This is a genomic window from Stenotrophomonas sp. K-6, assembly GCF_056861555.1.
The window spans coordinates 383,156-397,205 of record NZ_JBSPUC010000001.1; the positions used below are offsets into that span (position 1 = coordinate 383,156).

Consider the following 14,050-nt stretch of genomic DNA (forward strand, 5'->3'; position numbering starts at 1 on the left):
GATCAGGACGTCGGCGGCCGCTTCGGTCGGCGATCCTCCTGTGCATCGCCGAAGATGATCCGCGCGCTGCGCTGGTAACTCCAGTACGCCACCGCCCAGTTCAGCAGTACCACCACGCGGTTGCGGAAGCCGATCAGGAAGAACACGTGCGCGGCCAGCCAGAACCACCAGGCCAGCACGCCGGAAAGCTGCAGGCGCCCGAGGTGGACGATCGCGGCCATGCGGCCGATGGTCGCCAGGTTGCCGAAGTCCTGGTACTTGAACGGACCCGGCGCAGGCTTGCCGGCCAGACGCGCCTGGATCGTGGTGGCCACGTGCTTGCCCATCTGCTTGGCCGCCGGCGCGACGCCGGGCACCGGCTTGCCGTCGGCCTGGGTCAGTGCGGCCAGGTCACCGGCAACAAAGATCTCCGGGTGGCCTTCCAACGTGAGGTCAGGCTGCACCGGCACGCGGCCGGCGCGGTCCAGTGGCACGTCCAACGTGCGTGCCAGCGGAGAGGCGGCGACACCGGCTGCCCAGACCACGGTGCGGGCGTCGACGAAGCGGTCGCCGAGCTGGAAGCCGTCGGCATTGATGTCGCTGACCGGCGTGCCGGTGAGCACTTCCACGCCCAGCTTTTCCAGCTGCCGCCGCGCCTTGAGCGAGAGCACCTCCGGGAAGGTGGACAGCACGCGCGGGCCGGCCTCGACCAGGCGGACTTTGGCCGAGGCGGGATCGATATGGCGGAACTCATTGCGCAGCGTATGCCGTGCGATTTCGGCCAGCGTGCCGGCCAGCTCCACGCCGGTGGGGCCGCCACCGACGACGGCGAAACTGAGCCAGGCGGCTTTGCGCGCGGGATCGGGTTCGGCCTCGGCGCGCTCGAAGGCGAGCAGCAGCTTGCGGCGCAGCGCGATGGCATCGTCCAGCGTCTTCAGGCCCGGCGCATCGGCGGCCCATTCGTCGTGGCCAAAGTAGGCGTGGGTGGCACCGGTGCACAGCATCAGGGTGTCGTAGGTGATCTGCGTGCCATCGGCCAGCGTTGCCGTGCGTGCGGTCTTGTCGATGTCGGTGACTTCACCCAGGCGCACTTCAACATTGCGTTGGTGACCGAGGATGTGGCGCAGCGGGGCGGCGATATCCGGCGCCGACAGGCCTGCGGTGGCCACCTGGTAGAGCAGCGGCTGGAACAGATGGTGGTTGCGACGGTCCACCAGGGTGATGCGCACGTGCGCCGAAGCCAGGGCGCGGGTGGCCCAGAGGCCGGCAAAACCACCACCGATGATCAGCAGGTGGGGCGTGGGATCGCGGGTCATGCTTCACTCCTTGGCGGGCGCCGGAGGGGGGCGGCGCAGGTCGTCTCGTGATGCGGCCCATGGTCGCACGTGAAGCGCGATGTTCACGTCGATGGCCGATACTGGGTTCAGGGGCCATCGCGCTTGCCCGATGGCCGATCCGATTCCGCCCTGGAGACCGAGATGTCCGAACCGGAAAAGCGCATCGCCCTGTTGATCGATGCCGACAACGCACCTTCTTCCAAGATCGACGCGGTGCTGGCTGAAGTCGCCCGCTACGGCGTGGCCAATGTGCGCCGTGCCTACGGCAACTGGAAGAGCCCGCGGTTGAAAGGGTGGGAGTCCGTGCTGCACGAATACGCGATCCGCCCGATCCAGCAGTTTGCCTACAGCCGCGGCAAGAACGCCTCGGATATGGCGATGGTGATCGATGCGATGGACATGCTGTACGCCCGCAACCTGGATGGGTTTGCGATCGTCTCCAGCGATGCGGATTTCACTCCGCTGGTGATGCGCCTGCTGACCGACGGGGTGAAGGTGTACGGCTTCGGCGAGAAGAAAACGCCCGAGCCGTTCGTCAACGCCTGCTCGAAGTTCACCTACATCGAAGCCCTGGGTCAGCCGCATCCGGCCGATCAGGAGGTGGAGCAGGACAACGAGGAAACCCGCCCGCGCAAGAGCGGGCCAGAGCTGCGCAACGACACCCGCTTGGTGCAGATGCTGCGCCGCGCGGTGACCTCGGCCGAAGCCGAGGATGGCTGGTCGCACCTGGGGCCGGTCGGCAGCCAGATCGGCAACCAGGCCTCGTTCGATTCGCGCAATTACGGGTACGGAAAACTCAGCGATCTGCTGGCCGCCACCGGCCTGTTCGAGATGAAGAAGGACGGCAAATCGACCTATGTGCGCGCACTGCCGAAAAAGAGTGCGGCGAAGGCGGCGAAGTAACCGCGCGCCGTTGGGCGTATCGTATCCGTACCGCGCGACCCGTGCCGCGCATCGCCCGATACGAGAGTCCGATCATGCTGAAAATCTGGGGCCGTCGCAATTCCAGCAACGTGCGCAAAGTGCTGTGGTGTGCCGAGGAGATCGGTGCGCCGTACGAGTCGATCGAGGTCGGCGGTGCATTCGGTGGCACGCAGTCGCCGGAATACCGCGCGATGAACCCGAACGGGCTGGTGCCGGTGATCGAAGACCACGGCTTGCCGCTGTGGGAATCCAACACGATCGTGCGCTATCTCTGTGCGCGCTATGCGCTGGGCACGCTGTACCCGGAAGACGTGGTGGCGCGCGCGCAGTCGGAAAAGTGGATGGACTGGACCACATCGACCTTCGCCGGCGTGTTCCGCGATCTGTTCTGGGGCACGTTGCGGACCGCGCCGGCCGATCGCGATGAGGCGCGTATCGCCGCCGCGCTGGTGCGTTCGGGCGAGTTGCTGGCGATGGCCGATGACGCGCTGTCGCGACAGCCGTATCTGTCCGGTGAGCGTTTCGCGATGGGCGATATCCCGCTGGGCGCCTTCATCTATGCCTGGTTCGAGATGCCGATCCAGCGGCCGGACCTGCCGCATCTGGCCGCGTGGTACGAACGGCTCAAGCAGCGGCCGGCGTACCAGCGTGGGGTCATGACGGCGTTGACCTGATCGGGTTGGCGGACAGCGGCCGGGCTACATCGTGCCGACCCTCGGTCGGCACCTGCCGGCCTAGTAAAGATCCATCGGGTCCACATCCAGCGACCAGCGCACCCTGCGTGCCTGCGGCAACGCGGAGATCTGCGGCGTGACCTGGTCCAGCACGCCATGCAGTGGGCGCCGCGCGGGCGAGGACAACAGCAGCTGGGTGCGCTGGTAGCCGGCACGGCGGGGCATCGGCGCCGGCATCGGGCCGTAGCGTTCCACCGCGGCATCGTCGGGAATCAACGCGCGCACCGCACTGAGCATCGCGTTGGCATGCTCCACCTGCTGCGCTTCGGCACGCAGCAGCGCCAGGTGCGCGAACGGCGGGAAACCGGCCGCTTCGCGCTGCTGCAGTTCGGCCTCGGCAAAGGCGTGATACCCACCGTTGACCAGCGTCTCCAGCAGGGGATGCCCCGGGTGATGGGTCTGCAGCCAGACCTCGCCGGCATCCACCGCACGCCCGGCGCGGCCAGCGACCTGGATCAGCTGCTGCGCGAGTTTTTCACTGGCGCGGAAGTCGGCCGAGAACAGGCCTTCATCAATGCCGACCACCACCACCAAGGTCAGCTTCGGCAGGTCGTGACCCTTGGCCAGGATCTGCGTGCCAACCAGAATCCCCGCGCGATCGCCAAGCGAGGCCAGCTGGGTTTCCAGCGCATCGCGCTTGCCGGTGGTGCCGCGGTCGATGCGGATCACCGGAAAATCCGGAAAGGCCTCCACCAGATGTTCTTCCAGCCGCTCGGTACCAATGCCCTGCGGCTGCAACGCCAGGCTGCCGCAGTCCGGGCACGCCAACGGCGCGGACTGGCGCGCGCCACAGTGGTGGCACTGCAGGCGGCGGCCGCCGGCATGCACCGTCATCGGCGCATCGCAGCGCTGGCACGGCGCGGTCCAGCCGCAGTCATGGCATAGCAGCACGGGCGCATAGCCGCGGCGGTTCTTGAACACCAGCACCTGGTGCCCGGCCTGCAGATGCTGGGTGATGCCGGCCAGCACTTCTGGCGAGAGCCCATCGCGCAGTGGGCGTTTGCGCACATCCAGCACGCGCACCACCGGCGGGCGCGCGGCGCCCGCGCGCTGTTTCAGGCGCAGGTGGGTGTAACGGCCGGCATGCGCGTTGTGCAGCGATTCCAGCGACGGCGTGGCGCTGCCGAGCACCACGGCTACGTCCAGCGCCTTGGCGCGCACCAACGCAAAATCGCGTGCGTGGTAGCGGATGCCGTCCTGCTGTTTGTAACTGCCGTCGTGCTCTTCGTCGATCACGATCAGGCCCGCATTCGGCAGCGGGGTGAACACCGCCGAGCGCGTGCCGACGATGACCTGCGCTTCGCCCCGCGATGCGGCCGCCCACACGCGGGCGCGCTCGTTGTCATTCAGGCCGGAGTGCAGCACATGCACCGGAATGCCAAGGCGGTTGCGGAAGCGCGACAGCGTCTGCGGCGTCAGCCCGATCTCCGGCACCAGCACCAGCGCCTGCTTGCCCCGCGCCAGGCAGTCGACGATGGCCTGCAGATAGACCTCGGTTTTGCCGCTGCCGGTTACGCCATCGAGCAGGTAGGCGGCAAAGCCGTCGGCGGAGGTGATCGCGGCGATTGCCTCGGCTTGCTCCGTGTTGGGTGCGGGGCCGCTGGCCGGCGAGGCGACCGCCGGCGCATGCGCCAGCGCGATCCGTTCGACCAGCTCACGCTTGGCCAGCGACCGCGCGGCGCTGCGCCAGTCGTCCATCAAGGTGTCGAGGCGGTCTTCATTCACCACACCCTCGGCCAGGCACTCGGCCAGCCGCTGCGGGCGGGTACCGCTGCGCAGCTTGAGCTGCGGGTCGCGCCCGGCCGCCGTCAGCTGCCAGCCCCACTGATGGGTGTCCGGCACCGCCTCGCCCCGCCGCAGCGGACCGGGCAGGGCCGTGCTGATCACCTCGCCCAGCGGGGCATGGGTGTAGCGCGCCAGCCACTGCAGTGAGCGCCACAGCTCACCGGTGATCAGTGGCGTGGTGTCGATCCATTCGATCGCGGCGCGCAGGCTGCCGGGATCCTCCACCTGGCCGACCCCGGCCACCATCCCGACCAGCTCCCGGGAGCCGAACGGCACCCGGACCCGCTGGCCGGTCATCGCCGGATCCGGGGCCGGCCCGGGGGGCGGGGCGTAGTCGAACAGTTGCGGCAGCGGCACCGGCAGGGCAACGCGCAGGGTCGAAGACGAGGAGGTCATCGGGCCAGTGTAGCGGGCAGGGGCGGGCCGGATCACGCCCATTCACCGTCTCAACCGGGTACGCGCCGAATCATAAATCCCACCTAAATATCCGACTTGATTGGAGATTCAGGCTTATCCACATCTTCTGTGGATAAGTCTGTGTGCCACTGCGTATGTGACCGCCTTGCGTCAGGAACTTCCGACATTCTGCTCAGGTTGGTCAAAAAATAGCCAAGCTACAATAATCAATAGAAACAACAACATAGCTGTGAAACAAAGTTGAAACAGACTTGACGGAGGCCTCACCCCTTGTTCCACCCCGGTTTTACGTGGTGCTGTGCACAACCTTTTGCACCCGAAGGCTTTGCAGACCGTGGCTGCTCACGGGAAATGAACATCCGCGCGCCGCTGGAGTGACGCAATCGCTATCATTTCCACACAATGATGGAGTTGCTATGACGGCTGCGCCCGCCCCCGTTTCTTCTACCGCAGCCGGCGCGCTGTCGGCGTTTCTCCGTGGCGTTGAACGCCGCGCCCTGGTCGTGGCCGAGCTGCAGTGCGGTGATCCGACCGTGGCCGAGCAGGCCCTGGTCGCGGTGATGCGCGCCTTCGCCGGGATCGCCAGCGACCTGCCCATGGCCCAGTGGCCGGAACGGTTCTGGTCGCTGCTGGTGCACCGGGCGCCGTTGCGTGAGCCGGCCGGAGGCCATTGGCCGGCCCCCTTGGAGCACCTGGCCGGGCTGGCCCCGTCGGCGCGATTGGCGTTTCTGCTGCGGATCGGCGGCGGTCTGGATGAAGCTGCGGCCGCGCAGATCCTGGATCTGCCCATGGCCGACTACCAGCACGCGCTGGCCGATGCCTGCCCGCGCGATGCCCACGGCAACCCCGATGCCGCCGGCTGGCGCGCGCTGGCCGAACAGGTCCAACTGCGCATCCGTGATCTGCCGACCACCCGCCTGCAACGCCTGCAGCAGCCGGTGGCCGCTCCGGCCGGCCAGCAGCCTGATGCCGCTTCCTGGCGCACCCCGGTCAAGCCCGATGCGCCCACGCAGCGCCGCCCGGTCAAGCGCCAGCGTGGCCGGCGCTTCCCCTGGAAGGGCGTGCTGATCGTCGCGGTGACGGTGGGCGTACTGCTTGGCGGGGCGGCATGGTGGAAGCACGCCCGCCAGGCCAGTGACTCCGCCGCGGCGATCCCCGAGGGGGCGGTCGCCGATGACGCCCAGGTCACCGTGGAAGACCTGCCTGCCGACGACCTGCCAACCGTGGCCCCGACCGCCTCGCCCTACGCGGCCGCGGACGCGGCGATGCTGGCCGATCCGGATCTGCCGATCGCCCGCGATGCCGATCTGTACGCCTGGTTCGCCGCAGGCGGTCCCGTGCCCGTGGACGAATCCCAAGCCCAGCCAAGCCGCCCTGAACCCGCTACCGCCGGCCTGGAGACGGCTGCCGCCGATGAGTAAGCCTGCCTTCCTGCTGATCGCCCTTGGGCTCTCCAGTGCGGCGCTCGCCGCCCCCAACCGGGTCGAGGTGCCGCTGGCGGTGCCGGCCCCGCCCAGCGCCACCGCGCCGGCCATCCCGGCGACCCCGGCCGCGCTGGATCCGGCCCAACTGCGCGAGCTGCGCAGCCGCTACGCGGCCTGGCAGGCCATGAGCGAGAGCGAGCGCGCCCGTGTCCGTGCGGCAGCGGCACGCGTGGCAGCATTGCCGCCCGCCCAACAGCAGGCCCTGCGCCAGCGCTTCGCCGAGCAGGATCAACGCTTCCGCGATGGCTGGCTGCTGGGTCCTCAGCTCGGGCATGAGTTCACCAAACTGCAGGGCCTGTTCGGCTACCTGCCGGCCGAGCAGCGGCCCACCGCGTTGGCGGTGCTGCGCCAGCTCACGCCATCCCAGCTGACCCAGTTGACCCTGGTCGCCCAGCGCACCCCACCGCAGGACCGCGACCGCGTACGCGCCGAATTCCTGGGCGTCGCCCCTGGCGCGCGCGACACCTGGCTGCGCGAGCACGTCGGCCACTGACGCATTCGTCTCGTTTACCTGGAAGCGCGGCTTTTCCCCTGCCGCGCGCGTAAGATGTCGGGCCGCAACCCGGTGCCTGTGCCTTCCGCGCGCGACCGTAGTTGCCGTCTGTGACGTCCATGTCTACCGCTTCCTCCACGCCGCGCCTCTCCCGGGAAGTGCGCGCCACCGGTCTGCTCGCGCTGCCGCTGGTTCTGGGCCATGTTTCCACCGGCCTGATCTCCTTCGTCGACAACGTGATCGCCGGTCACCACGGCACCCACACGCTCGCCGCCGTCACCATCGGTACGGCGCTGCTGTGGCTGCCGATGCTCATCCCGATCGGCACCCTGATCTCGCTGACCGCCTCGGTCTCGCAGCTGCACGGCGCGGGCCGCGAGCGCGAGATCGGCCCGCTGTTCCGGCAGGCGTTGTGGCTGGCGCTGGGCCTGGGCCTGATCATGTTCACCTTCCTCACGGTGGTGCCGCCGCTGCTGCCGGCGTTCGGCATCGCGCCGGACATCGTGCCCGGTGCGACCGCGTTCCTGCACGCGGTGCGCTGGGGTGGTCCGGCGCTGACGCTGTATTTCTGCATGCGCTACCTCAGTGAGGGCATGCACTGGACGCTGCCGACGATGCTGCTCGGCTTTGGCGGCCTGCTGGTGCTGGCGCCACTGGGGTACGTGCTCTGTTACGGCAAACTCGGCTTCCCCGAGCTGGGTGCCGAAGGCCTGGGCATGGCCTCGGCGATCATGATGTGGCTGCAGGCGCTGTGCTTTGCCGGCTATCTCTGGAAGACCAAGCGCTTCGCCCACCTGCAGCTGTTTTCGCACTTCGAGGCGCCGCGCTGGAGCGCGATCTGGGATCTGCTGCGGACCGGCCTGCCGATCGGCATCACCGTGCTGATGGAAGGCGGGCTGTTCATCGTTACGGCACTGCTGATCGGTCGCCTCGGTGCCACCGAAGCAGCCTCGCACCAGATCGCCATCAATGTCGCCCAGCTGTGCTTCATGATCCCGATGGGCGTGGCCGAGGCCACCACGGTGCGGGTCGGCCACGCGGTCGGCAGTGGCAACGGGCTGGGCGTGCGCCGCGCGGCGATCGCCGGGCTGCTGATCATCCTGGGCACGCAGACGCTCTCTGCGCTGGTGCTGCTGTTCGGCCACGATGCCATCGTCGGCGTTTACACGAACGACCTGGGCGTCGCCGCACTGGCCTCGACCCTGCTGCTGTATGCAGCGGCGTTCCAGTTCCCGGATGGGATCCAGGTGCTCTCGGCCGGCGCGTTGCGCGGACTCAAGGACACCCGCGTGCCGATGTTCATCGCGATGTTCTCGTACTGGGGCCTGGGTATGCCGCTCGGCGCCGGCCTGGGTCTGGGGCTGGGCATGGGCCCGCAGGGCATGTGGCTGGGGCTGATCCTGGGCCTGACCGCTGCCGCCATCCTGATGGCCTGGCGCCTGCGCGTGAGCAGCGCCCGCGCCGGCCTCCCTTTGACACCCTGACTTGTGTCCGATGCCGGCGCGCCCGGCACCGGCTATTCTGGTACCACGGCAAGAAGCCACTTTGGAGTTACCCCCATGAATCAACCCGCGCGTCGCAATCCCGTCGCCAGCTTCTTCATCGGGCTGTGGGATGTGATGAACTTTACCCGCCGGCTCATCCTCAACCTGGTGTTCTTCGGGCTGCTGTTCCTGATCCTGATCGTGTTCATCGTCGCGATGGGCAAGAGCGCGACCTCGAAGACATCGCTGCAGGACCGCACCACCCTGGTGATCGCACCGGAAGGCCGCCTGGTCGAGCAGTTCAGTGCTGATCCTGTCAGCCGCGCGCTGGGCAAGGCCGTGGGCGACAAGAGCGCCGAAGAGATCCAGCTGCGCGATCTGATCCGCGCCCTGGAGGCTGCCAAGACCGACAAGAAGATCGAGCGCGTGGTGCTGGAGCTGGACAAGCTGCAGCCGAGCGGTTTCGCCTCGATGCGCGAAGTGACGGTTGCGCTGCAGGAACTGCGCGCCGCCGGCAAGCAGGTCGTGGCCTTCAGCGAGAACATGAGCCAGTCGCAGTACCTGCTTGCCGCGCAGGCCAATGAGGTCTACCTGGACCCGATGGGCGGCGTGGTGCTCGAGGGCCTGGGCCGCTACCGCCAGTACTTCCGCACCGGCCTGCAGGACAAGCTCGGCGTGGACGTGCACCTGTTCAAGGTGGGCGAGTACAAGTCGGCCGCCGAGCCGTATGTGCTGGATGCTGCCTCGCCGCAGGCCAAGGAAGCCGATCTGTTCTGGATGAACGATGTGTGGCAGCGCTACCTGGCCGACATCGCCAAGGCGCGCAAGCTCGACCCGGCACAGCTGGCCGCCGGCATCGACACCATGCCCGAAGGCATCGCTGCCGCCGGTGGCGACCTGGCCAAGTTCGCCCTGCAGCAGAAGCTGGTGGACGGCCTGAAGACGCGCGAGGAAGTGGACACCCTGCTGACCGAGCGCGGCATCGCAGACGATGACGCCGACGGTGGTTACCGCAACGTCAACCTCGATGCGTACCTCAGCGTGCTCGATGGCCGTCGTTCGCCGGTGGATTCGCGTCCGCAGGTGGCTGTGATCGTGGCGGCCGGTGAAATCTCCGGTGGCGATCTGCCGGCCGGTCGCATCGGTGGCGAGTCGACCTCGGCGCTGCTGCGTGAAGCACGCGACGACAAGGATGTGAAGGCCGTGGTGCTGCGCGTCAGCTCGCCGGGCGGTGAAGTGTTCGCCTCCGAGCAGATCCGCCGCGAAGTGGTCGCGCTGAAGGAAGCCGGCAAGCCGGTGGTGGTGTCGATGGGTGATCTGGCCGCCTCGGGTGGTTACTGGATCAGCATGAACGCCGACCGCATCTACGCCGACCCGTCCACGATCACCGGTTCGATCGGCATCTTCGGCATGATCCCGAACGTGGCCCGCTCGCTGGACAAGATCGGCGTACATACCGATGGCGTGGGCACCACCCGCTTCGCCGGTGCATTCGACATCACCCGCCCGATGGACCCGGCCGTGGGCCAGGTCATCCAGTCGGTGATCAACAAGGGCTACGCCGATTTCACCGGCAAGGTCGCCGCCGCACGCAACAAGCCGGTGGAAGCGGTTGATGAAGTTGCCCGCGGTCGCGTGTGGAGCGGTGCGCAGGCCAAGGAACGCGGCCTGGTCGACGACTTCGGTGGCCTGAAGGCCGCCGTGGCTGACGCCGCCAGCCGTGCCAAGCTGGGCGCGGATGACAAATTCCGCGTGCGCTACATCGAGAAGGGCGCGACCCCGTTCGCGCAGTTCCTCAGCGGCTTCGCCGGCAGCCATGCCGGTGCCTGGATGCTGGGCGAATCGGGCATGGCGCGCCTGATGCTGGCCCGTTCGATGCCGGAACTGGATACCCAGCTGCGCTTCGTGGAAGACGCCGCACGTGACCCGCGCAACAACGCGGCGCCGGTCAAGACGCTGGTGTACTGCTTCTGCGGCCTGTAAGCGGCATCAGCCGTTGGGTGTGACACAAGAACGCCCGGCCAATGCCGGGCGTTCTGCTATCTGGTCGTTGGGCTCACGGCCGGGGCGGGGTGTCGCTGCCGGTGGCGCGGTCCACCTCGGCAGCTTGGGCGTCGGCGGTCTTCTGCAACGTATCGCCAACGCTCCTGGCGCGGTCGATCGGCTGCTGCATGGCCTCGCGTAGCGGCGTGGCCTGCGGTTCCGGCGGTGTATCCGGTGCCGGGGGCACCGGGCGGTTGCAGGCGCCCAGCGCGATCATCGCGAGCAGCGGCAGGGCAGTACGGATCGTCATGGCAACCTCCCTCATTGAGCCGGTGGCGGAGGACCAGTGTCCCACCGCCTCGCGCCTCGCGCGTGATGGCGTCCGGCGTGCCGGCCATCGCGCGTTATCCTATCCGGGCCGCACCGTGGGTGCTGCATCCCATGGATCACCGCAGGAGAAGCACGTGAGCGCGCAACGTTGGCGACTGGATGGACAGACCGCATTGATCACCGGTGCGAGTGCCGGCATCGGCTTGGCGATCGCACGCGAACTGCTCGGCTTCGGTGCGGACCTGCTGATCGTCGGCCGCGATGCGGATGCGCTGGAGATGGCGCGCGATGAACTGGCCGATGCGTTCCCGGACCGTGAGATCCATGGCCTGGCTGCCGATGTCTCCGATGACGAGGATCGCCGCGAAATCCTCGATTGGGTGGAAGACCACAGCGATGGCCTGCACATCCTGGTAAACAATGCCGGCGGCAACATCAGCAAGCCGGCCACCGAGTACACCGAAGACGAGTGGCGCGGGATTTTCGAGACCAACCTGTTCTCGGCATTCGAACTCTCGCGCTATGCGCACCCGTTGCTGGCCCGGCACGCGGCCTCGGCGATCGTCAACGTCGGCAGCGTGTCCGGCCTGACTCACGTGCGCAGCGGCGCGGTCTACGGCATGACCAAGGCCGCCATGCACCAGATGACCCGCAACCTGGCGGTGGAGTGGGCCGAGGACGGCATCCGCGTCAACGCCGTGGCGCCGTGGTACATCCGCACCCGGCGCACGTCCGGCCCGTTGTCCGATCCGGACTACTACGAGCAGGTGATCGAGCGGACCCCGATGCGCCGCATCGGCGAACCGGAAGAGGTGGCCGCGGCGGTCGGTTTTCTGTGCCTGCCGGCCTCCAGCTACGTCACCGGTGAGTGCATCGCGGTGGATGGCGGGTTCCTGCGTTACGGGTTCTGAGCCGGCCAGCGGCCGGCACTACCGATCACAGGAGGCGCGGCAGAACGCGCTGATGGCACGGTGAATCCAGTCACGACGCGGGGAAAACCCGGTCATGGCACGGGGCAATCGCTCCCGGCCAACACCGCTTCAAGACGCGCGCGCTCGGCGGTCGCGGTGGCCTGATTGTCCGGCGTGGCGAAACGTTCGCGGCCCCGTGCATCGCGGAAACGCTGCTGCCAACTGCTACAGCGTTGTGCTTCGGCTACCGGCTCGCAGGCATCGCGCACCACTTCGCAGCTCGCTGCATTGCTCGGCGCCTGGCTGCCACCCAGGCCGGTAAGGGCCAGCGATTCGCAGCGAGACGGGGCGGGCTCGCGTTCGTGCAGGTAGCGGCCGCCATCGGCTGCAACGCACTGATAGATCTCCGGCAGCGGTGGCTTGGGTGGGGCGGTCTCGTCATGTTCCGCCGCCGGCGCCTGCGGGCGCAGCGCTGCACTGTCGAGCAGGCCGCTGTCCGCGTCACCGGCCTGCGGCAGCGGCGGCATGGTGTGTTCGGTGGTGGAGGGGGGCGGGGTACTGTCGACCACGGCCGGGGCACGCACCGGTGCGCTGATCCGCTGGATGCGCTGCTCGCTGCCGGCCGGGCAGGCCACGCTCTGGATGGTCAGGTTGCCGCCCGCATCGGTGCAGCGGAAGAACACCGCATCGTCGGCAGCCGCCGGCAGGGGCAAGAGCAACAGGAGCAGCAGGAACCGTCGTTTCATCGCATCAGTGTAGGGCGCGGCGCGCTCAGTGGCCGCCACAGTCCTGGTCCAGGCGCGTGTCGATCCCGCGCTGCTCGCGGGTCAGCGCATCGCGCTCGCTCTGCAGCGCACTGTTGTAGCGGCGGATCAGGTCCCAGCGCCGGTCTTTCAACCGCGAGCAGACCTCCTGCGCAGGCAGGGCATGGCACTCATCGCGCACCAGCACGTTGCCAGCCGGCACCACCACGCTGTTCTCCACCCCCGGGTACGGATAGCCACCGCCTTGCCACTGCGAGCTGCCACCGCCGATGTTGATGCTGCCGCCGACCCGTGAGCCGCCGCCGCTGACCGAGAGCGAGCCGCCACTGCTGCGCACCGAACCGCTGCCCATCGGCATGATCGGTGGCAGCGGACGCGACGGTGGATAGCCCCCCGAGGGTGGCCGCGGGCCGGGCCGATAGGGCAGATAGGCATTCGTCCAGATCGGCACCCAGCGCGGACTGCCTTCGTTGCTGTCGCTGACGTAGGTATCGCCCTCGCTGGTGGTGCACTCGTACATCGGCTGCGGTGGCTGCACGTGCACGTAGCGCACCTCGCGCTCGGGTGCCCGCGCTGCAGGTGTCGGGTCGGGCGCGCGGTCGCTGCGTACCACGCGCGGGGCAGGATCGCGTGGGCGCTGCAGGTCGCGCACTTGCTGACGACCCTCGCGGCACGGTGCATCCTGCAGCGAGACCGCGCCGTTGCTGCCGACGCAGCGGTACACGCGCACGTTGTCGCTCTGCGCTGCGGCAGGCGTGACAGGGCCGAGCAGCGCGAACAGGGACAACCACAGGGCGGAGCGCAGGGTCATGTGCGCAGTGTGCGGGTTTGCCCGCCGCCACGCAAAAGCACGCTCAGCTGCGCAGCACGTGGCCCGTGAGCGCATCGCGGATCGGCGTAGGCTGTGCCAGGCCACCGGTCTGGCCGTCGATCAGGCCATCCAGCAGGGCCAGAAGGCGCGGGTCCAGTTCGGCGCGGGTGCGTGCCGGTGGCTCGCCGGCGAGGTTGGCACTGGTGGAGACCAGCGGGCCTCCCCAGGCGCGGCACAGTGCGGCAACCAGCGGGTGTGCGCTGATCCGCACCGCGATGCCACTGTGTTCGCCGGTGATCCATCGCGGCGCACGTTCGCCGGCGGGCAGGATCCAGGTGTTGGCCCCGGGCCAACTGGCCAGGACCGCGCCTTGGCGATCCAGCGGCAGGGCGTCCATCCGCACCCAGCCATCCAGCTGGGCCGGATCGGCGGCGACCAGGATCATCCCCTTCTCGACGGGGCGCTGCTTGAGCTGCAGCAGCTTCATCACCGCGGCCTCGTGCGCGGGGTCGCAGCCCAACCCCCAGACCGCTTCGGTGGGATAGGCGATCACCCCGCCGGCGCGCAGCGCAGGCAGGGCAGTGTCCACAGTGAGTTCGTTCATGACAGGTGGG

Annotated in this window: 13 protein-coding genes; 7 read left to right on the forward strand and 6 right to left on the reverse strand. The window is 68.4% G+C overall.

Going from position 1 to position 14,050, the window contains the following annotated elements; translation table 11 throughout:
• Positions 1–2: 2 nt before the first annotated feature.
• Entirely contained in the window at positions 3–1,295 is a 1,293-nt protein-coding gene (locus AC13F7_RS01670) for an NAD(P)/FAD-dependent oxidoreductase (protein ID WP_481467252.1), read from the reverse strand.
• Between the two features lie 162 nt (positions 1,296–1,457).
• Here AC13F7_RS01670 and AC13F7_RS01675 point away from each other — a divergent pair, with 162 nt between their 5' ends.
• Entirely contained in the window at positions 1,458–2,219 is a 762-nt protein-coding gene (locus AC13F7_RS01675; RefSeq protein WP_482999045.1) for an NYN domain-containing protein, read from the forward strand.
• Positions 2,220–2,293: 74 nt separating this feature from the next.
• Positions 2,294–2,914 (forward strand): glutathione S-transferase family protein, encoded by a 621-nt coding sequence (locus AC13F7_RS01680; protein WP_482999046.1) that lies wholly within the window; start codon positions 2,294–2,296, stop codon positions 2,912–2,914.
• Positions 2,915–2,974: 60 nt separating this feature from the next.
• Here the strand turns inward: AC13F7_RS01680 and AC13F7_RS01685 are convergent, their stop codons facing one another.
• Positions 2,975–5,155, reverse strand: coding sequence for a primosomal protein N' (locus tag AC13F7_RS01685; RefSeq protein WP_482999047.1), 2,181 nt, complete (start codon positions 5,153–5,155; stop codon positions 2,975–2,977).
• Positions 5,156–5,592: 437 nt separating this feature from the next.
• Here AC13F7_RS01685 and AC13F7_RS01690 point away from each other — a divergent pair, with 437 nt between their 5' ends.
• From AC13F7_RS01690 to sppA, 4 genes are all read left to right on the forward strand, one after another.
• The gene (locus tag AC13F7_RS01690) at positions 5,593–6,597 is read left to right on the forward strand and encodes a hypothetical protein (protein WP_482999048.1); all 1,005 of its coding nucleotides are present in this window, start codon (positions 5,593–5,595) and stop codon (positions 6,595–6,597) included.
• The gene (locus tag AC13F7_RS01695; protein ID WP_481467259.1) at positions 6,590–7,153 is read left to right on the forward strand and encodes a DUF3106 domain-containing protein; all 564 of its coding nucleotides are present in this window, start codon (positions 6,590–6,592) and stop codon (positions 7,151–7,153) included. The genes AC13F7_RS01690 and AC13F7_RS01695 overlap by 8 nt, the downstream gene beginning before the upstream one ends.
• Before the next feature lie 119 nt (positions 7,154–7,272).
• Positions 7,273–8,637 carry an MATE family efflux transporter gene (locus AC13F7_RS01700; RefSeq protein WP_481467261.1) on the forward strand — a complete coding sequence of 455 codons (1,365 nt, stop codon included), beginning with the start codon at positions 7,273–7,275 and terminating at the stop codon, positions 8,635–8,637.
• Positions 8,638–8,712: 75 nt separating this feature from the next.
• Positions 8,713–10,620 carry a signal peptide peptidase SppA gene (gene sppA / locus AC13F7_RS01705; RefSeq protein ID WP_481467263.1) on the forward strand — a complete coding sequence of 636 codons (1,908 nt, stop codon included), beginning with the start codon at positions 8,713–8,715 and terminating at the stop codon, positions 10,618–10,620.
• Positions 10,621–10,693: 73 nt separating this feature from the next.
• Here the strand turns inward: sppA and AC13F7_RS01710 are convergent, their stop codons facing one another.
• On the reverse strand, positions 10,694–10,930 hold the full coding sequence (locus AC13F7_RS01710) for a hypothetical protein (protein ID WP_482999049.1): 237 nt from the start codon (positions 10,928–10,930) through the stop codon (positions 10,694–10,696).
• Positions 10,931–11,084: 154 nt separating this feature from the next.
• Here AC13F7_RS01710 and AC13F7_RS01715 point away from each other — a divergent pair, with 154 nt between their 5' ends.
• Positions 11,085–11,861, forward strand: coding sequence for an SDR family oxidoreductase (locus AC13F7_RS01715; protein WP_259258949.1), 777 nt, complete (start codon positions 11,085–11,087; stop codon positions 11,859–11,861).
• Between the two features lie 92 nt (positions 11,862–11,953).
• On the opposite strand, the gene AC13F7_RS01720 is transcribed toward AC13F7_RS01715, so the two are convergent.
• Genes AC13F7_RS01720 through tsaC form a run of 3 tightly spaced genes read right to left on the reverse strand, consistent with a single transcriptional unit; the run spans position 11,954 to position 14,040 of the window.
• Positions 11,954–12,607 (reverse strand): DUF4124 domain-containing protein, encoded by a 654-nt coding sequence (locus AC13F7_RS01720; protein WP_482999050.1) that lies wholly within the window; start codon positions 12,605–12,607, stop codon positions 11,954–11,956.
• Positions 12,608–12,632: 25 nt separating this feature from the next.
• Positions 12,633–13,430, reverse strand: coding sequence for a DUF4124 domain-containing protein (locus AC13F7_RS01725; RefSeq protein ID WP_482999477.1), 798 nt, complete (start codon positions 13,428–13,430; stop codon positions 12,633–12,635).
• A 49-nt stretch (positions 13,431–13,479) separates the two neighbouring features.
• Positions 13,480–14,040 (reverse strand): L-threonylcarbamoyladenylate synthase type 1 TsaC, encoded by a 561-nt coding sequence (gene tsaC, locus AC13F7_RS01730; RefSeq protein WP_481467271.1) that lies wholly within the window; start codon positions 14,038–14,040, stop codon positions 13,480–13,482.
• Between the last annotated feature and the right edge of the window lie 10 nt (positions 14,041–14,050).